The 18,788-nt window shown below is 64.9% G+C and carries 16 protein-coding genes and 3 tRNA genes; 7 read left to right on the forward strand and 12 right to left on the reverse strand.

Going from position 1 to position 18,788, the window contains the following annotated elements; genetic code table 11:
- The first annotated feature begins 142 nt into the window (after positions 1 to 142).
- Genes P1P91_RS11685 through P1P91_RS11695 form a run of 3 tightly spaced genes read left to right on the forward strand, consistent with a single transcriptional unit; the run spans position 143 to position 2,144 of the window.
- Positions 143 to 508, forward strand: a complete 366-nt coding sequence (locus P1P91_RS11685) for a hypothetical protein (protein WP_311882826.1) — start codon at positions 143 to 145, stop codon at positions 506 to 508.
- Positions 508 to 1,143, forward strand: a complete 636-nt coding sequence (locus tag P1P91_RS11690; protein WP_311882827.1) for an IMPACT family protein — start codon at positions 508 to 510, stop codon at positions 1,141 to 1,143. The genes P1P91_RS11685 and P1P91_RS11690 overlap by 1 nt, the downstream gene beginning before the upstream one ends.
- Positions 1,144 to 1,181: 38 nt before the next feature.
- On the forward strand, positions 1,182 to 2,144 hold the full coding sequence (locus P1P91_RS11695; protein WP_311885795.1) for a tRNA dihydrouridine synthase: 963 nt from the start codon (positions 1,182 to 1,184) through the stop codon (positions 2,142 to 2,144).
- 110 nt (positions 2,145 to 2,254) lie between these two features.
- Here P1P91_RS11695 and P1P91_RS11700 read toward each other — a convergent pair.
- From P1P91_RS11700 to P1P91_RS11740, 9 genes are all read right to left on the reverse strand, one after another.
- Positions 2,255 to 2,331 (reverse strand) — tRNA-Arg (locus P1P91_RS11700).
- 100 nt (positions 2,332 to 2,431) lie between these two features.
- Positions 2,432 to 2,508 (reverse strand) — tRNA-Arg (locus P1P91_RS11705).
- Between the two features lie 23 nt (positions 2,509 to 2,531).
- Positions 2,532 to 2,624 (reverse strand) — tRNA-Ser (locus tag P1P91_RS11710).
- A gap of 123 nt (positions 2,625 to 2,747) precedes the next feature.
- Entirely contained in the window at positions 2,748 to 2,954 is a 207-nt protein-coding gene (gene csrA / locus P1P91_RS11715) for a carbon storage regulator CsrA (RefSeq protein ID WP_311882828.1), read from the reverse strand.
- A 153-nt stretch (positions 2,955 to 3,107) separates the two neighbouring features.
- Positions 3,108 to 4,358: an aspartate kinase gene (locus tag P1P91_RS11720; protein ID WP_311882830.1), complete on the reverse strand. Its 1,251-nt coding sequence runs from the start codon at positions 4,356 to 4,358 to the stop codon at positions 3,108 to 3,110.
- Between the two features lie 152 nt (positions 4,359 to 4,510).
- The gene (gene alaS / locus P1P91_RS11725) at positions 4,511 to 7,120 is read right to left on the reverse strand and encodes an alanine--tRNA ligase (protein WP_311882832.1); all 2,610 of its coding nucleotides are present in this window, start codon (positions 7,118 to 7,120) and stop codon (positions 4,511 to 4,513) included.
- Positions 7,121 to 7,324: 204 nt separating this feature from the next.
- Positions 7,325 to 7,789 carry a regulatory protein RecX gene (locus P1P91_RS11730; protein ID WP_311882834.1) on the reverse strand — a complete coding sequence of 155 codons (465 nt, stop codon included), beginning with the start codon at positions 7,787 to 7,789 and terminating at the stop codon, positions 7,325 to 7,327.
- 3 nt (positions 7,790 to 7,792) lie between these two features.
- Positions 7,793 to 8,866: a recombinase RecA gene (recA, locus tag P1P91_RS11735; protein WP_311882835.1), complete on the reverse strand. Its 1,074-nt coding sequence runs from the start codon at positions 8,864 to 8,866 to the stop codon at positions 7,793 to 7,795.
- An 82-nt stretch (positions 8,867 to 8,948) separates the two neighbouring features.
- Positions 8,949 to 9,473: a CinA family protein gene (locus tag P1P91_RS11740; protein ID WP_311882836.1), complete on the reverse strand. Its 525-nt coding sequence runs from the start codon at positions 9,471 to 9,473 to the stop codon at positions 8,949 to 8,951.
- A gap of 151 nt (positions 9,474 to 9,624) precedes the next feature.
- Here P1P91_RS11740 and mutS point away from each other — a divergent pair, with 151 nt between their 5' ends.
- The 3 genes from mutS to P1P91_RS11755 all read left to right on the forward strand — a co-directional run bounded on the left by mutS (position 9,625) and on the right by P1P91_RS11755 (position 13,021).
- Positions 9,625 to 12,189 (forward strand): DNA mismatch repair protein MutS, encoded by a 2,565-nt coding sequence (gene mutS / locus P1P91_RS11745; RefSeq protein WP_311882837.1) that lies wholly within the window; start codon positions 9,625 to 9,627, stop codon positions 12,187 to 12,189.
- A 150-nt stretch (positions 12,190 to 12,339) separates the two neighbouring features.
- On the forward strand, positions 12,340 to 12,663 hold the full coding sequence (fdxA, locus tag P1P91_RS11750) for a ferredoxin FdxA (protein ID WP_311882838.1): 324 nt from the start codon (positions 12,340 to 12,342) through the stop codon (positions 12,661 to 12,663).
- 76 nt (positions 12,664 to 12,739) lie between these two features.
- Positions 12,740 to 13,021: a DUF503 domain-containing protein gene (locus tag P1P91_RS11755; protein ID WP_311882840.1), complete on the forward strand. Its 282-nt coding sequence runs from the start codon at positions 12,740 to 12,742 to the stop codon at positions 13,019 to 13,021.
- A gap of 244 nt (positions 13,022 to 13,265) precedes the next feature.
- Here the strand turns inward: P1P91_RS11755 and eno are convergent, their stop codons facing one another.
- Genes eno through P1P91_RS11770 form a run of 3 tightly spaced genes read right to left on the reverse strand, consistent with a single transcriptional unit; the run spans position 13,266 to position 17,122 of the window.
- The gene (gene eno, locus P1P91_RS11760) at positions 13,266 to 14,555 is read right to left on the reverse strand and encodes a phosphopyruvate hydratase (protein WP_311882842.1); all 1,290 of its coding nucleotides are present in this window, start codon (positions 14,553 to 14,555) and stop codon (positions 13,266 to 13,268) included.
- Positions 14,556 to 14,590: 35 nt separating this feature from the next.
- Positions 14,591 to 15,460 (reverse strand): 3-deoxy-8-phosphooctulonate synthase, encoded by an 870-nt coding sequence (gene kdsA, locus P1P91_RS11765; RefSeq protein ID WP_311882844.1) that lies wholly within the window; start codon positions 15,458 to 15,460, stop codon positions 14,591 to 14,593.
- A 6-nt stretch (positions 15,461 to 15,466) separates the two neighbouring features.
- A complete protein-coding gene (locus tag P1P91_RS11770) occupies positions 15,467 to 17,122 on the reverse strand; it encodes a CTP synthase (RefSeq protein ID WP_311882845.1) in 1,656 nt (551 codons plus the stop codon).
- Positions 17,123 to 17,388: 266 nt separating this feature from the next.
- On the opposite strand from P1P91_RS11770, the gene P1P91_RS11775 reads away from it, so the two are divergent.
- Positions 17,389 to 18,423 (forward strand): IS110 family RNA-guided transposase, encoded by a 1,035-nt coding sequence (locus tag P1P91_RS11775; RefSeq protein WP_311882018.1) that lies wholly within the window; start codon positions 17,389 to 17,391, stop codon positions 18,421 to 18,423.
- Positions 18,424 to 18,788 lie beyond the last annotated feature (365 nt).

Here is an 18,788-nt window from a genome sequence, read left to right on the forward strand (position 1 = left end):
TGTATTTAAAAACAGGCAGACTCCACAAAGCTGTATAGAAAACCATGTATTGATATCCAGCTTAATGAACACAAGCCTCGCCGCACTCGACCCGACGCTCCCTGTTCGCGTGCGGCCGGCTTGCCGCTACCGGAGGTGCTCGATGCTTGCCAAGCCCGCTACTCTGCCGACTGCCCCTGCCCCAGGCCGCCGTGGCGCACGCCGCCTCGGCCGCCGCTGCGCGGTACGCAACACCTATGCCATCCGGGTGCGCCGCCACGACCCGGGCGATTGCCAGCTGTTCACCGGCGATGTCATCATTATCCGCCGCCTTCAGCACGGCGCCCATGAAACGGCGACGGCGGAAATCAACCAGCACACCCTGACGCTCGAGCGGCTCATCATCAGGCGCGACGGCCTGCACCTGATCTTTGCCCGGGGCGAACGGCCGGCGGTGTTTCTGCACAACCGCGATATCGAGGTGCTGAGCCTGGTCATGGGCACCGAGCATCATGCAACGGAGCATTAATGCGCTACTTCATTCCCCGACCGACGCCGGATTCGCCCCGCTGTGCGGAAATCGACGTCGAGAAAAGCCGGTTCATTGCCTGGCTGTGCCACACGCCCACGCCGGGCGATTTTGATGCCCTGCTGGCCGCGGCCCAAAGCGCCCACCCGAGCGCCAGCCATCACTGCACTGCCTTTATTGCCGGCCCGCCCGGCGAGCAGCAGGACATCGGCTTTTCCGACGACGGCGAACCCGGCGGCACCGCCGGCCGGCCGATGTACCAGGTGCTGGACGGCAGCGGTCTGGGTGAGCTCGGCTGCGTGGTCATCCGCTATTTCAGCGGCACCAAGCTCGGCACCGGGGGGCTTGCCCGCGCCTATGCCCAGGCGGTGAGCAATGCCCTTGAAGGCCTGCCCACTCGAGAGGTCGTCGAGCGCGACGCCTACACCCTGCGACTCGGTTTTGCCCAGGAAGCCGAAGCCCGCGCCTGGTGCGACGACAACGACATCCCCGTCACCGCCGCGGACTACGACGGCAAGGGGGTTTGTTTGACGCTTGCCTGGCCCCGGGACGCGGCGGTGGATCCGGCGCCGCTGGAAAACCGGCTGAAAGCCAGCGTCACCTTAACCGCCGCCACCCAGGACACTCCCTCATGAGCCGCCTTGTGCCCCGCGGCCGGATCGGCCTTGCCCCCATGGAAGGCGTGATCGACGCTGTGACTCGGGAGCTTTTGACCGCCCGTCCGGGGTTTGACTGGACGGTGACCGAATTCGTTCGCGTGGTGGACGCCCGCCTGCCGCCCCGGGTGTTCTACAAGCACTGCCCGGAGCTTGAAACCGGGGCCAACGCCACGCCCACCGGCGTCCCGGTGCATATTCAGCTGCTGGGCTCGGACAGCGAGGCGCTGGCGGCCAACGCCCGCCAGGCGGTCAGGCTCGGCGCTACGGGCATCGATCTGAACTTCGGCTGCCCGGCCAAGCTGGTCAACCGCCACGACGGCGGCGCCTCGCTGCTGCGCCGCCCGGAGCGGGTCTACCAGGCCACTCGGGCGGTGGTTGACGCCGCCGCCGGGGACATCCCCGTCACCGCCAAGATCCGCCTGGGCTTTGCCGATCGCCGCCAGGCGGTGGCCTGCGGCCAGGCCGCCGAGGCCGGCGGTGCCCACCGGCTGACGGTGCACGCGCGCACCCGCAACGACGGCTATCGGCCACCGGCCCATTGGGAGTGGATCGGCAAAATACGCCGCCGGCTGGGCATTCCGGTGGTGGCCAACGGCGATATCTGGACGCTTGAGGACTACTGGAAGGCGCGCACCCTCTCCGGCTGCGCTGACGTGATGCTCGGGCGCAGCGCGCTGGCCGACCCCTGGCTTGCCGGCCGTATTCGCCACTGGCAGCAGACCGGCGAGCGCCTGGCCGACACCACTTGGGCCATGCGCGCCGGCGTGCTCAGGGATTACGCCTGCCGCCAGCGGCAAAAGCTGCCCGAGCGCATCGTCACCTCGCTGGTCAAGCAGTGGCTTGCGCAGATGCGCCAGGGCAACGCCGAGGCCGGCGAGCATTTCCAGCGCGTCAAGCGCCTGACCGATCTCGATGCGCTGCTCGGGGCGCTCGCCGAACCGGCGGCGAGCGCCCCTCTGATCGACGCCACGGCCTAGAAAAAGCGCTGGCCGCTCAGGCGGCCGGCGCTGTCGCGAGCACCGCCAAGGGGGCTGCCGTGCGACAAAATAAAACCCGCCTTCCCTGGGGAAGGCGGGTCAGCAGAATCTGGTGCGCCCGGGAGGATTCGAACCTCCGACCACCTGATTCGTAGTCAGGTACTCTATCCAGCTGAGCTACGGGCGCTTTTTCAGCGCTTTACCTGTGGCGCATCGTTCAGGCTGTCGAATGAGCTGACACAACGCCAGGCACAGGAGCGTGGCAGGCAACGCTTGTCTCTGGAAGATGGTGCGCCCGGGAGGATTCGAACCTCCGACCACCTGATTCGTAGTCAGGTACTCTATCCAGCTGAGCTACGGGCGCTTACCGTCTTGCAAGTGCAGTAGTGGCGGAGAGAGAGGGATTCGAACCCTCGATAGGGCTACAAACCCTATACTCCCTTAGCAGGGGAGCGCCTTCAGCCACTCGGCCACCTCTCCTCAACGGCACGGCGCGCATATTACCGACTTGAGCGGGGCCTGTCTACCCCTGCGCCGTTTTTTCTCGCTTTCGCCGGATCACCGCCGCTATCCGACAGGCCTGGCGGGGCAGGCCGACGCGTTTCAGCCTTCGTCACTGCCTGGTTCACTTTCCTCGTCGTCCACCACCTCACGCTGGATGCGCTGATAAATCTCTTCGCGGTGGACAGCCACGTCTTTGGGCGCATTCACGCCGATCCGCACCTGATTGCCCTTCACACCGAGCACCGTCACGGTGATGTCATCACCGATCATCAGGGTTTCGCCCACGCGGCGGGTCAGGATAAGCATGGCTGATCTCCTTCTCAGACATTTTATGGCAACAGAGTCGCCAACGCCGGCGACGCTGGGTTTAGCGCCACCCTTCCCGTTCAGTCAGAGTGCGCCACAATACGTTAGCAGAGAAAGCTTTACCCCGCGTAGAAGGTTATAACGATGGCCTCGTTAGTCTTCTTCAATATCCGCCTGGTCCAGACCGAACGCCTTGTGCAGCGCCTTGACCGCAAGCTCCATGTGCTTTTCGTCGATCACCACGGAAATCTTGATCTCAGAGGTAGACACCATACGGATGTTAACGTTCTCTTCCGCCAGCACGCGGAACATCTTCGACGCCACGCCGGCGTGGGAGCGCATGCCCACGCCCACCAGCGACACCTTGACGATGTTGTCGTCGCCGCGCAGCTCGCCACCCCCCAGATCGGGAAGAATGGTTTCCTCGATAAGCTTCTTGGTGGCTCTGTAGTCGCTCTTGGCCACGGTAAAGGTGAAGTCGGTATAGTCGCCGGCCGGCGCCACGTTCTGGACGATCATGTCGACTTCGATGTTGGCCGCGGCAATGGGCCCAAGGATGCGCGAGGCAACGCCGGGGATGTCGGGGGTGTTCAGCAGCGTCAGCTTGGCCTCGTTCTTGTTGAACGCGATGCCGGAAATCAGCGGTTCTTCCATGGAGTCCTCGTCTTTTTCGGATTCTGCCACAATAAGCGTGCCGGGGCCGTCCTCGAAGCTCGACAGCACCCGGAGGGGGACGTTGTACTTGCCGGCAAACTCGACCGCGCGAATCTGCAGCACCTTGGAGCCCAGGCTGGCAAGTTCGAGCATTTCTTCCACGGTAATGCTTTTCAGCCGGCTGGCCTTGGAGCACACCCGCGGGTCTGTGGTGTACACACCGTCGACGTCGGTGTAGATCTGGCACTCGTCGGCGCCCAGCGACGCCGCCAGCGCCACGCCGGTGGTGTCCGAGCCGCCGCGGCCCAGCGTGGTGATGTTGCCCTCTTCGTCAATGCCCTGAAAACCGGCCACCACCACGACCTTGCCGGCCTCGAGGTCGGCTCTGAGGTCGTCGGTCTCGATGCGCTGGATACGCGCTCGGGTGTAGGCGTTGTCGGTATGGATACCCACCTGGGCACCGGTGTGCGAGGTGGCCGGCACGCCCAGCTCCTGCAGCGCCATGGCCAGCAGCGAAATGGTCACCTGCTCGCCGGTGGAGAGCAGCATGTCCATTTCCCGCGGGTCGGGGCTGGCGTTGAGTGACTCGGCCATGTCGGTCAGGCGATTGGTTTCGCCGCTCATGGCGGATACCACGACCACGACCTGGTGTCCCCGGTCGCGAAAGCCCTTGACCTTTTCCGCGACGGCTCTGATGCGCTCGGGCGAGCCCACCGAGGTGCCGCCAAACTTCTGTACGTATAGTGCCATAGAGGGTGGTTTTCCTTATGCGTTCGGGAGTGGAAGGTAAAAGCGGAAAGTCACGATGATCAGTATAGGCGGAAAGTCAAAACGGCAGAGACAAAAATGACGCCGCCGGATAAAAGCAGGGCCGGTAGCGCGTGGCGCTACCGGCCCTGGTATCAGCTTAGCGTATTATCCAGCCAGGCCGGGACGCTATCCAGCGCCTCCGGCAGCGCCTCGGGTTGGCTGCCTCCGGCCTGGGCCATGTCCGGGCGACCGCCGCCCTTGCCTCCCACCTGGGAGGCCACGTGGTTGACCAGATCGCCGGCCTTGACCCGGTCGGTCAGATCCTTGGTGACCCCGGCAATCAAACTGACCTTGCCGGCGCTCTTGTCCGCCGCGCCGAGCACGATGACGCCGGAACCCAGCTTGTTTTTCAGCTGGTCGAGCATGCCGCGCAGCTCCTTGCCGGAGACGCCGTCAAGCTCGGTGGCCAGCAGCTTGACGCCGGCCACCTCCCGGGTCCGGCCGAGCATATCGCTGCCGGCGGCGCTGGCGAGCTTGCCCTTGGCCTGCTCAAGCTCCTTTTCCAGGGTGCGGTTGCGCTCCAACAGCGCCTCTACCTTGGCTTCGACCTGTTCGGGCTTGGCCTTCAGGCGCTCGCCCAGGCGCTGCACGCAGGCTTCCTGCTCGTGGAACCAGGCTAGCGCGGCCTCGCCGGTAATGGCCTCGATGCGGCGCACGCCGGAGGCAATGCCGGCTTCGCTGACGATATGAAAGCTGCCAATATCGCCGCTGCGGGCGACGTGAGTACCGCCGCACAGCTCGATGGAAAAATCGTCGGCGCCGATGGTCAGCACGCGCACGCTGTCGGCGTATTTGGCCTCAAAAAGCGCCGCTGCGCCCTTGTCTCGGGCTTCGTCCAGGGTCATCTCCTCGACCACGGTAGGCGCGTTGACCAGCACCTGCTCGTTGACCAGGCGCTCGACCTCGGCCAGCTGGGCGGAGGTCATGGGCTCGAAATGGCTGAAGTCGAAGCGCAGGCGCTCGGCGGTCACCAGCGAGCCCTTCTGCTGGACGTGGTCGCCGAGCACCAGGCGCAGCGCCTTGTGCAAGAGGTGGGTCGCCGAGTGGTTGCGCACCGTAGCGGTGCGCAGCCCGGCATCCACTTCCGGGCGCGCCTCGGCGCCCACGACCAGGCGCCCCTCGAGCATCACGCCCTGGTGCAGGTGGTGGCCGCCCTGCTTCTGGGTATCGGTGACCTGGAAGCGCCCGCCGTCGACGTAGAGATAGCCGGTATCGCCGACCTGGCCGCCGGACTCGCCGTAGAACGGCGTGCGGTCCAGCACCACGATGCCTTTCTGGTCGGCGTCGAGCTCGGCCAGGTCATTGCCTTCGGCGTCAACCAGCGCCACGATTCGGGCCTCGTCGGTAAGCTGTTCATAGCCGGTAAAGGTGGTTTCGCCGTCGATATCCACCGCGGCGGTGTAGTCGGCGCCGAACTGGCTGGCGGCACGAGCGCGTTCGCGCTGGGCCTCAAGCTCGCGCTGAAAGCCCGCCTCGTCGGGCGCCACGCCGCGCTCGCGGCAGACATCGGCGGTCAGGTCGAAGGGGAAGCCGTAGGTGTCGTATAGCTTGAACACGGTGTCGCCGGGCAGCACGTCGCCGGAAAGCTCATCGAGAGCGGCGTTGAGCAGGCCCATGCCGTGCTCCAGAGTGCGGGAGAACTGCTGCTCTTCTTTCAGCAAAATGCGCTCGATCTGCTCCCGGGCACGGCGCAGCTCGGGGTAGGCGTCGCCCATCTCGGCGTCGAGCGCGGCCACCAGGGTGTGGAAGAACGGATCAACGGCGCCCAGCTTGTGGCCGTGGCGCACCGCCCGGCGGATGATTCGGCGCAGCACGTAGCCGCGGCCCTCGTTGGACGGCATCACGCCGTCGGCGACAAGGAACGCGCAGGAGCGGATATGGTCGGCAATCACGCACAGCGACGGCGCCTGGAGATCGTCGTAGCCGGTGGCTTTGGCGGCGGCCTTGAGCAGGTTCTGGAACAGGTCGATCTCGTAGTTGGAATGCACGCCCTGGAGTACCGCGGCGACGCGCTCAAGCCCCATGCCGGTGTCGATGGACGGCTTGGGCAGCTCGTGCAGCGTGCCCTCGGCGTCGCGGTCGTACTGCATGAACACCAGGTTCCAGATCTCGATGTAGCGGTCGCCGTCTTCCTCGGCGCTGCCGGGCGGCCCGCCCCAGACGCCGGGACCGTGATCAAAGAAAATCTCGGAGCTGGGACCGCAGGGGCCGGTATCGCCCATCTGCCAGAAGTTGTCCTCGTCAAGCTTGGAGAAGCGCTCGGGGTTCACGCCCACTTCATCCTTCCAGATGCGCTCGGCCTCGTCGTCGCTTGTGTGCACGGTGACCCAGAGCTTTTCCGCCGGCAGCCCCAGGGTTTCGGTCAAGAACGTCCAGGCGTAGCGGATGGCGTCGCGCTTGAAATAGTCGCCGAAGCTGAAGTTGCCCAGCATTTCAAAAAAGGTGTGGTGGCGGGCGGTATAGCCGACGTTGTCCAGGTCGTTGTGCTTGCCGCCGGCGCGCACGCAGCGCTGGGCCGAGGTGGCGCGCACGTAGGGGCGCGGATCGCGGCCCAGAAACACGTCCTTGAACGGCACCATGCCGGCGTTGGTAAACAAAAGTGTGGGATCGTTATCCGGCACTAGCGGGCTCGTGGGCACAACGGTATGGCCGTGTTGCGCGAAAAAGTTTAGAAAGGCCTGTCTGATGTCTGCGCTTCGCATAGGGTATCCGTAACAAGAAAGCGTGGTGTCCCAGGGCGCTTGAGCCGCTACCCCACGGGGTCGCCAAAGGGGCCATTATAGCGCACTTGGGCGCCGACTAAAGCCGTCGTTCAACGCAGCCACGCTCCGGGGCAGGCTGTATACGGGTGTCAGGCCGGGCTCGAAGCGGCCAGCAAGGGCGGCTCGGCGGCAGAAGACGAGCCCCTAAAGGCTGGCGAGCGCGTGGCGAATCTGCTCGAACTCAAAGCCTCTCGAGGCCAGAAAGCGCTCCCGGCGGGCGCGCTCTCTGGGGCTGTCTCCGGGGGTTTGAAAGCGACGCGCCAACACCTCGCGGGCGAGCTCGAACCAGTCAACGTTTTCCTGCGCTTCGACCTCGGCAATGGCCCGGCGCTGCAGCGCCGGCTCAACGCCGCGCTGAGAAAGCTCGCTTTTGATACGCCGCACGCCCTGGCCGCGCAGCACCCGGCTGCGCACGAAGCTTTCGGCAAAGCGCGCGTCGGACTGCAGGCCCTGTTCGGCAAGGGCGTCCAGGCAGGCGTCAATCTCTTCGGGCGCCACCGCCTTGCGCGCCAGGCGGTGCTCCAGCTCGGCGCGGGAGTATTCGCGCCGGGCCAACAGGCCGATGGCGATCTCCCGGGGCGAGCGCTGCTGATCGCTGGCCGGGGGCATGGCTTACAGCAGCTCGTCGTTTTCCGCTGGCTTTTCTGCCGCTTCCCCGTCGGCCTTTTTCTCGCCTTCCTTTTCCGATTCGGGCTGGGCCAGCAGCTGGGCACGAATCTGCGACTCGATCTCTTCCATGATCTCGGGGTTGTCTTCCAGGTACTGGGCGGCGTTGGCCTTGCCCTGGCCGATCTTCTTGCCCTTGTAGCTGTACCAGGCGCCGGCCTTGTCCACCAGGCTGCACTGCACGCCCAGATCGACCACTTCGCCGGCGTGGTAGATCCCCTTGCCGTAGAGAATCTGGAACTCGGCCTGGCGAAACGGCGGCGCAACCTTGTTCTTGACCACCTTCACCCGGGTCTCGTTGCCGGTAACCTCGTCGCCGGACTTCACCGAGCCGGTGCGGCGGATATCCAGCCGCACGCTTGAGTAGAACTTCAGCGCATTGCCGCCGGTGGTGGTTTCGGGGCTGCCGAACATCACGCCGATCTTCATGCGGATCTGGTTGATGAACACCACCATGCAGTTGGCGTTCTTGATGTTGCCGGTGATCTTGCGCAGCGCCTGGGACATCAGCCGGGCCTGGAGGCCGACGTGGGAATCGCCCATTTCGCCTTCGATTTCGGCCCGCGGCGTCAGCGCTGCCACCGAGTCGATGATGATCACGTCGACGCCGCCGGAGCGCACCAGCATGTCGGTGATTTCCAGCGCCTGCTCGCCGGTGTCCGGCTGAGAGACCAGCAGGTCGTCAAGGTTGATGCCGAGCTTTTCGGCGTAGCTGGGGTCAAGGGCATGCTCGGCGTCGACAAAGGCGCACACCTTGCCCTGCTTTTGCGCCTCGGCGATGACCGACAGCGTCAACGTGGTCTTGCCCGAGGACTCCGGGCCGAAAATTTCCACCACCCGGCCAAAGGGCAGCCCGCCAATGCCCAGCGCGATATCCAGCCCCAGCGAGCCGGTGGAGACCGAGGGCATGGTCACCCGGGGCGCATCGCCCAGGCGCATGACGGTGCCCTTGCCGAACTGACGGTCAATCTGACCAAGCGCGGCTTCCAGCGCTTTGCTGCGGTTTTCATCCTGAGCCATTCGATGCTTCCTCATTAAGAAGGCTGTATAATTAGCCAGTAGTATGCCAAAAAAACGCCGGCAAACAAATGCCGCTGCGGCGTTACGCCGACCCGTCCAGGGTATCCAGGGTTTCCACCAGCCGCGCCATGGCCTGGCGCACCGCCTGTTCGCGCACGGCCTGGCGGTCGCCGGGAAAGTGCAGACACTCCGCGCGCATCTCCTGTTCGCTGCCCCAGGCCAGCCACACCGTGCCTACCGGCTTGTCGTCGCTGCCGCCGCCGGGGCCGGCCACGCCGCTCACGGCCACGCCGATGTCCGCGCCGCTTTGCCGGCAAGCGCCTTTCACCATGGCCCTGACCACGGCTTCGCTGACCGCGCCGTGGGCGTTCAGCGTGGCGTCCTCTACCCCCAGCATGCGGGTTTTTGCGGCGTTGGCATAGGTCACGTAGCCGCTGGCAAAATAGGCCGAGCTCCCCGCCACCGCGGTAATCGCCTCGGCGATGCCGCCGCCGGTGCACGACTCCGCGGTGGTCACCTCAACGCCGTGCTCGCCGCAAAGCTTGCCCAGCCGCTGGGCCAGCAGCGACAAATCCAGGTTCTTCAGACTTTCGACGCTCGGTTCCATGCCACGCTCCTTCATGTCCAGGGTCGGTTAAGCGTAGAATACCCGCCTACGTTGACTCAACGAAACGCCTTGTCACGCATCACGCCCGTCCGCCCGCATACGCCCGCCCGGCTTTCGGGTGCCCCACGGCGCCGTTAACGTCAGGATAGCCATGGCCACCAATACCCCGGCGCATACGCCGATGATCGCGCAGTACCTGAAAATCAAACGCGACCACCCCGACGTTTTGCTGTTCTACCGCATGGGGGATTTTTACGAGCTGTTTTTTGACGATGCCAAGCGCGCCGCCGCGCTTTTGGACATCACCCTGACCCAGCGCGGCAAGTCCGGCGGGCAGACCACCCCCATGGCCGGCATCCCCTACCACAGCGCCGAAGGCTATCTCGCCCGGCTGGTGGCCGCCGGCGAGTCCGTGGCCATCTGCGAGCAGATCGGCGACCCGCATGCCAGCAAAGGCCCCATGGAGCGCCGGGTGGTGCGCATCGTCACCCCCGGCACCCTCCACGACGAAGCGCTTTTGGACGCCCGGCAGGACAACCTGCTCGCCGCCATTGCCCCCTACAAGGACGCCTGGGGTCTTGCCTGGCTGGAGCTCTCCAGCGGGCGTTTTTCCGTGCTGGAGGTTGCAAGCGAAGCGGAAATGCTCGCCGAGCTCACGCGGCTGTCGCCGGCGGAGCTGATTCTGCCGGAAACGCTCGAGCTGCCCGACGAGCTCGCTCGCCACCGCGGCCTGCGCCGCCAGGGCGAATGGCTGTTTGATCGGGAAAGCGCCACCCGCACCCTGTGCCGCCAGTTTGGCGTCCAGGACCTGCGCGGCTTTGGCTGCGCCCACCTTCACGCCGCGCTCATCAGCGCCGGCGTGCTTATCGACTACGCCCGGGATACCCAGCGCACCGACCTGCCCCACGTCAACGCCCTGGGCGTGGAAAACCGCGACGACGCCGTGGTCATCGACGCCGCCAGCCGGCGCAACCTGGAAATCGATCAAAACCTCGGCGGCGGGGCCGACAACACCCTGGCAAGCGTTATCGATACCTGCACCACGGCCATGGGCTCAAGGCTGCTCAAGCGCTGGCTCAACCGCCCCCTGCGCCAGCGCGAGGTCGTCGCCGGGCGCCAGGCCGGCGTGGCGCTGCTCGGCCTCGACGCCGCCTGGATGTCGCTGCGCGACACGCTGTCCGCGGTAGGCGACGTGGAGCGCATTCTCGCCCGGGTGGCGCTTTATAGCGCCCGTCCGCGAGACCTCGCCCGGCTGCGCGACGCGCTCGCCACTCTGCCCGAACTTGAGCGCGAGCTGGCCGCCGTGGAGCACGGCAGCGCCCTGGACGCCCTGCGCCCCCACGTTCGCCCCTACCCCGAGATCGCCGACACCCTGGAGCGGGCGATCATCGACAATCCCCCGGTGGTGCTGCGCGACGGCGGCGTGATCCGCGAAGGTTTTGATGACGAACTCGACGAGCAGCGCAGCATGGCCGAAAACGCCGGCGACTACCTGGTACGGCTGGAAACCCGGGAGCGCGAGCGCACCGGCCTTGCCAATCTCAAGGTCGGCTACAACCGCGTCCACGGCTACTACATCGAGCTACCCCGCGCCCAGGCCCGGGACGCGCCGGCGGACTATATCCGCCGCCAGACGCTGAAAAACGCCGAGCGCTTCATCATTCCCGAGCTCAAGGAGTTCGAGGACAAGGCGCTGTCGGCCAAGTCCCGGGCGCTGGCTCGGGAACGACACCTCTACGAGCAGCTGCTGGAAACCCTCAACGCCGAGCTTGACGCTCTCCAGACCTCGTCCCGGGCGCTGGCCGAACTCGACGTGCTTTGCACCTTTGCCGAGCGCGCCGAGGCCCTTGACTGGGTGCGCCCCACGCTCGCCGAACGCACCGGCCTGACCATCCACGGCGGGCGCCACCCGGTGGTCGAGCACGTCAGCGACGAGCCTTTCGTGCCCAACGACGTGGCCCTGGACACCGCCCGGCACATGCTGGTGATCACCGGCCCCAACATGGGCGGCAAGTCGACTTACATGCGCCAGACGGCGCTGATCGCCCTGCTCGCCCACTGCGGCAGCTTCGTCCCCGCCGACGCCGCCGACATCGGCCCGCTGGACCGCATCTTCACCCGCATCGGCTCCTCGGACGACCTCGCCGGCGGACGCTCGACCTTCATGGTGGAAATGACCGAGACGGCCAATATTCTGCACAACGCTACCGGGCAAAGCCTGGTGCTGATGGACGAGATCGGCCGCGGAACCAGCACCTTCGACGGCCTGTCGCTTGCCTGGGCCAGCGCCGAGCACCTGGCGGATATCCGCGCGCTTACGCTGTTTGCCACCCACTACTTCGAGATGACCGCGCTGCCCGACCACCGCGACGGCGTGGCCAACGTCCACCTGACCGCCGCCGAACACGGCGAGCAGATCGTGTTCATGCACCGTATCGAAGACGGCCCGGCAAGCCAGAGCTACGGGCTTCAGGTCGCGCAGCTGGCCGGCGTGCCGGAAGCGGTGATTCGCCGGGCTCGGGAAAAGCTCGGCACCCTCGAGACGTCCGACGATCAAGCGCCCCCCGCCGCTGCCGGAGAGCCAACTCCCCGGCAAAGCGACCTTTTTGCCACGGCCCCTCATCCCCTCGTCGAGACGCTGGAAACCCTGGAGGTGGATGACATTTCGCCGCGCCGGGCGCTTGAGCTGTTATATGAATGGCAGGGCCGTCTGTAATATACTTTCGGGTTACATAGCGTGCGAGCGGCACGGCCCTACCACTCAAACGGCCGCCCCCCGGCCTTAGCCATGTTTCGACGCGTTTGTGTTTGACAACGCGACTGATGACCAGCGGCCAGACGTTCGGCCGCGCAAGAGGATACCGCGATGACGTTTGTCGTGACAGAAAACTGCATTCAGTGCAAACACACCGACTGCGTGGAAGTCTGCCCCGTGGACTGCTTCTACGAAGGCCCCAATTTCCTGGTGATTCATCCCGACGAGTGTATCGACTGCGCCCTGTGCGAGCCCGAATGCCCGGTCGATGCCATTTACTCGGAGGACGAACTGCCCAAGGGGCAGGAAGAGTTTATCGAGATAAACGCCGAGCTGGCGGAAGAGTGGCCCAACATCGCCGAGAAGAAGGATCCGCTGCCTGACGCCGAAGAGTGGGACGGCAAACCCGGCAAGATCGATATGCTCGAGCGCTAGCGACCGCCCCTGCCGCTTTCTGCCCGCGCCGAGCGCCACTGCTCCCCGCTCGCGCCGATACGTGAAGGAGACCTTTGTGCATATCGGTATTCTGACCCTGACCTTTTTCATGCCCGGCTGCGGCTCTCTGAAGGAAAAGCGCCAGCGCATGGGCGGGCTGCATCAGCGCTTCGGGCGCAATCCAGCGGTGGCGGTCTGCGAAAGCGGCGAGCGCGACCGGCTCGACACCAGCGAGTGGTCCTTTGTGGTGGCCGCCAAGTCGCAGCGCGAAGCCGAGTCGCTGTGCAGCGAGATCGAGGACAAGCTGCAGCGCACCGTCGACGGCCGCGTATCGGACGTCAGCCGCGAATTTCTCTAGGCTTTTTTTGGTTTATCGCACCTTACCGGGAAAGCGGCACAAACCTTCGATACTTGTCCTTCGATACTTGGGGCGGGAGCGCCATTCATGGCGCAAAAGCAGGCCTTCAGGCCTGCCAAAGATTGGTGGCTTTATCGTCGCGGACTGAGGTCCGCTCTCACCGTGTCAGATACCTCAGCGTTTTCGCGGGCTGGAGTCTGCTCCGACATGGCAGCGCTTTCCCGCCAAACGGCGAAGAACCCGATTACTGCCCCTTGATGGCCTTGCGCCCGGGGTAGCTCACGCCCTCCAGCTCGTCCTCGATCACCAGCAGGCGGTTGTACTTGGCCACGCGGTCCGAGCGGCACAGCGAGCCGGTCTTGATCTGCCCGGCCGCCGTGGCCACGGCCAGATCGGCAATGGTGGTGTCCTCGGTCTCGCCGCTGCGGTGGGAAATCACCGCGGTGAAGCCGGCGTTCTGGGCCATTTTGATGGCGTCCAGGGTTTCGGACAGCGAGCCAATCTGGTTGAACTTGATCAGAATCGAGTTGCCGATCTGCTCGTCGATGCCGCGCTGAAGAATCCGGGTGTTGGTCACGAAAAGATCGTCGCCCACCAGCTGCACCCGGTCGCCCAGCCTGTCGGTCAGCGCCTGCCAGCCGTCCCAGTCGGACTCGTCCATGCCGTCCTCGATGGAAACGATGGGGTAGTCGTCGCACAGGCCCGCCAGGTAGTCGGTGAAGCCCTGGGCGTCGTAGCTCTTGCCTTCGCCTGACAGAAGATACTGACCGTTTTCGTAGAACTCGCTCGACGCGCAGTCCAGCGCCAGGGTGACGTCGTCGCCAAGCGCGTAGCCCGCGGCTTCCACCGCCTGCTTGATCACCGCCAGCGCCTCGGCGTTGGACTCGAGGTTCGGCGCGAAGCCGCCTTCGTCGCCGACCGAGGTGGAAAGCCCGCGCTCGGAGAGTACCTTTTTCAGCGCGTGGAAGATTTCCGCGCCGACGCGCAGCGCTTCGCCGAAGCTTTTCGCGCCCACCGGCTGAATCATGAATTCCTGGATATCCACGTTGTTGTCGGCGTGCTCGCCGCCGTTGAGGATATTCATCATGGGTACCGGCATGCTGTACACGCCCGGAGTGCCGTAGAGCTCGGCCATGTGGGCGTAAAGCGGCACCCCCTTGGCGCTTGCCGCCGCCTTGGCCGCGGCCAGCGACACGGCGAGGATGGCGTTGGCGCCCAGGCTGGCCTTGTTGTCGGTGCCGTCAAGCTCGAGCATGGCGCGGTCCAGGGCGCGCTGGTCCCGGGCGTCCATGCCGAGAAGCGCCTCGCGAATCTTGCCGTTGACCACTGCCACCGCCTGCTGCACGCCCTTGCCCAGATAGCGGTTTTTATCGCCGTCGCGCAGCTCAAGCGCCTCCCGAGAGCCGGTGGAGGCACCGCTCGGGGCGCTGGCCTCGCCGACCGCGCCGCTTTCCAGGTGCACCGCGGCAAACACGGTGGGGTTGCCCCGGGAGTCCAGCACTTCCAGCGCCCGAATATCAGCAATCTTGGTCATCAAGGTATCCTTTTTATCGTGATCGAACAGTTTCGTTAACGTATGGCCAGCGGCTCAAAGCCCTTCACCAGGCCGTCTATGGCGGCGAGCTGGTGCAAGAACGGCGCCAGCTGCCCGAGCGGCAGCGCGCAGGGGCCGTCGCACAGGGCGCGGTCGGGGTCGGGGTGGGCTTCCAGAAACAGCCCCGCAAGCCCGGTGGCCACGCCCGCCCGGGCAAGCTCTGCCACCTGGGCGCGGCGGCCGCCGGCGCTGTCGGCGCGCCCGCCCGGGCGCTGCAGCGAATGGGTAACGTCAAAAAACACCGGGTAGCCGCTCTGCTTGAGCTCGCCAAGGCCCAGCATATCGACCACCAGGTTATTGTAGCCGAAGCTCGTCCCGCGCTCGCACAGCATCAGCGTATCGTTACCCGCCTCGCGGCACTTGGCGAGGATGTGGCGCATCTCGTGAGGAGCGAGAAACTGGGGCTTTTTAATATTGATCACCGCCCCGGTCTTGGCCATTGCGACTACCAGATCGGTCTGCCGGGCAAGAAACGCCGGCAGCTGGATGATATCCGCCACCTCGGCGGCGGGCGCGGCCTGCCAGGGCTCGTGGACGTCGGTAATCACCGGCACGCCGTAGCGCGCCTTGATGTCGGCGAGCATTTGCAGGCCCTTCTCGAGCCCTGGGCCGCGGAAGGAGTGGATCGAGCTGCGGTTGGCCTTGTCGAAGCTGGCCTTGTAGACGTAGGGCATGCCGAGCGCCCGGGTAGCCTCGACAAAGGCGCTGGCCACCTCGTCGGCCAGCGCCTCGGACTCCAGCACGTTCATCCCGCCCAGGAGCATCAGCGGCAGGGAGTTGCCGGCCGTCAGCCCGGCAACGTCGATGCGGCGCTCTTCGGCGTCGGGCCGGCGCTTCTGACTCATGGCAAGCTACTCCTGGGCGGAAGTGTGGGTACGGGTACGCGCCGTCTTGTGGTCGACCGCCGCGTTGACAAAGCCGCTGAACAGCGGATGGCCGTCGCGCGGGGTCGAGGTAAACTCCGGATGGAACTGGCAGGCAACATACCACGGGTGGTCGGCAAGCTCGACGACCTCGACCAGCGTTTCGTCAACGCTGCGTCCGGAGACGGTCAACCCCGCGGCCTCCAGATCGCCGATGAACTGGTCGTTGACCTCGAAACGGTGGCGGTGGCGCTCGACGATCTCGTCGGTGCCGTAGGCGTCGCGGGCCCGGGTGCCGCCGACCAGGCGGCATACCTGGCCGCCCAGGCGCATGGTGCCGCCAAGATCCGACGCTTCGTCGCGCAGCTCGACCTTGCCCTCCGGCGAAAGCCATTCGGTAATCAGCCCCACCACCGGGTGCTTTGTATCGTGGGTAAACTCGGTGGAGTTGGCGTCCTCCCAGCCGGCGACGTGGCGGGCAAACTCGATCACCGCCACCTGCAGCCCCAGGCAGATGCCCAGGTAGGGCACGTGATTTTCCCGGGCAAACTGCGCGGCCATGATCTTGCCTTCCACGCCGCGCTCGCCGAAACCGCCGGGCACCAGGATCGCATCCTTGCCCGCCAGCCGCTCGGTACCGTAGCGCTCGATGTCCTCGGCGTCGATATAGTCGACGTTGACCTTGATGCGCCCCTGGATACCGGCGTGGACCAGCGCTTCGTTGAGCGACTTGTAGGCGTCGAGAAGCTCCATGTACTTGCCCACCATGGCGATGCTCACCGACTTCAGGGGGTTGAGCTTGGCATCGAGCACGTGGATCCACTCGGTGAGATCGGCCTCGCCGGCGTCCAGGCGCAGCTTGTCGCAGACGATATCGTCCAGGCCGTGCTCGTGGAGCATCAGCGGAATGCGGTAGATGGTATCGGCGTCCTGCAGCGGCACCACGGCGCGCTCTTCGACGTTGGTGAACAGCGCGATCTTGCGCCGCTCGGCTTCCTCAAGTTCCACTTCGCTTCTGCAGATCAGAATATCCGGCTGGATACCGATGGAGCGCAGCTCTTTCACGCTGTGCTGGGTGGGCTTGGTCTTGGTTTCCCCGGCGGTGGCAATAAAGGGCACCAGCGTCAGGTGCATGTAAATCGCCCGGCTGGCCCCCAGCTCGCTTCTGATCTGGCGGATCGACTCGAGAAACGGCAGCGACTCGATATCGCCCACGGTACCGCCGATCTCCACCAGCGCCACGTCGAAGCCCTCGCCGCCGGCGTACACCCGGCGCTTGATGTCGTCGGTGATGTGCGGAATCACCTGGACGGTACCGCCCAGATAGTCGCCGCGGCGCTCCCGGCGCAGCACGTGCTCGTAGACTCGGCCGGTGGTGAAGTTGTTGCCCTGGGTCATCTTGGTGCGGATGAAGCGTTCGTAGTGCCCCAGATCCAGATCCGTTTCGGCGCCATCCTCGGTGACGAACACCTCTCCGTGCTGGAAAGGGCTCATGGTGCCCGGGTCGACGTTGATGTAGGGGTCGAGCTTGAGCATGGTGACGCTGAGGCCGCGCGCCTCGAGAATCGCCGCCAGCGAGGCGGAGGCGATGCCCTTGCCCAACGAGGACACAACGCCGCCGGTCACGAAGATATATCGTGTCATGGGAAACCTGTCGAAACGTGATCAGAAGGCACGGCAGAAAGCCACGCCGGGATGGGACGACAGAGTAGCAGAATCGCCGATAAGGCTCAATTTGCGACGCTGACAAAACGCCCGCGGCCATTAGGGCACAGAGCGTTGCCCAGATCTTGGGAAGCGCAGTTCTTGGTGGGAAATGGGATGGACCCGTCCTTCTGTGCCAAGCTGGATATAACATCTAGCCAGCAGTGCACAGAACACTGACGGCATCGGTGAAGGAGGATCCATCCATGAAACAGATTAGCATTATAGGCATTGACCTGGCGAAACACGTTTTTCAACTGCATGCCGTGGATGCGCACGGTCACAAAGTATTCAGCAAGCAAGTCCGGCGAGAGAAGTTACGCTTGACGCTGGCCCAAATTCCGCCTTGCCACGTCGCCATGGAAGCGTGCGGCTCCGCTCATTACTGGGCGAGAGACATTGGCACGCTGGGCCATGAGGCCGAGCTACTGCCACCGCAGGCGGTCAAGCCCTTCGTGCTGGGCCACAAGAACGATGCGCGCGATGCCGCGGCTATCGCCGAGGCTGCGGCGCGCCCGGCCACGCCTCGAGTGACGATCAAGACGGAAGCACAACAGTCCCTGCAAGCAGTGCACCGAGTACGCAGTCGGTTAGTGCGCGAACGCACCGCCGTCGGCAACGAGCTGCGCGGCCTGCTGGGCGAGTTTGGTCTAATCGTGTCGCAGGGGCACGCGGTGATACGCCAGGGCGTTATTCGTGAGCGGCTGGACGAGCAACGGGCGCGGCTGGGGGAAGAACTCTACACCCTGCTGAACGACCTGCTCGATCAATGGCTCGAGAACGATGCCCGGATCGCGCGCTATGACAAGCGTCTGCAGCGTCTGGCCAGGGCATCAGATGACATGCAGCGGCTGATGAGTCTGCCCGGCATCGGCCCGATCAATGCGACGCTGTTGTTCAGCCATCTGGGCGATCCGGCGCGATTCCCCAACGGACGTCAGTTCAGCGCCTCGTTGGGGCTAGTGCCACGCCAGCATTCCAGCGGGGGTCGCAACCAGTTGATGGGGATCACCAAACGCGGCAATGGCGAGGTTCGAAAGCAGTTGGTGCACGGTGCCCGCGCGGCATTACGCCAGTTCCAACGTCAGGAACATCCCGACCGGCTGTCCCGTTGGGCCTGCTCGTTAGCGGCGCGTCTTGGGCAACGCAAGGCCATTGTGGCCCTGGCGAACAAGATGGCGCGGATTTGCTGGTCGCTATTGGCCCATGAACGGCGCTATCAGCCGCAGGAGGCCGCTTGATGATACCGAACAAACAGGGAATATAGCTTAGCATGCGATAAGTTACCCAACCCCGAGGTTGCGCAGGCAAGATGCTTCGATGGCATAACGGGTCAGACCGGCTTTCTGTCACTCTGTAAAGTGCGCAGGCCCATCACGAGGCCGAGTGGGAGATCAGAGCAGAGAGCGCGTATTCCATCAGGGCCAGGCACGGCAAGTGCCATCAATAGGCCGGATATAAGCGTGCAGTCCTCACTCTTATGCGTTGTTGCTTCTGGCTTGCACAACAGGACGGGTCCATATAAGCGCAATTTATTGCGCGAAGAGTGTGCCACCGCGCCTGATTAAGCCACGGCAGGCCTTGGCGGCCTGCATTCGCGCAATAA

Source organism: Halomonas piscis (assembly GCF_031886125.1).
Classification (GTDB): Bacteria; Pseudomonadota; Gammaproteobacteria; order Pseudomonadales; family Halomonadaceae; genus Vreelandella; species Vreelandella piscis.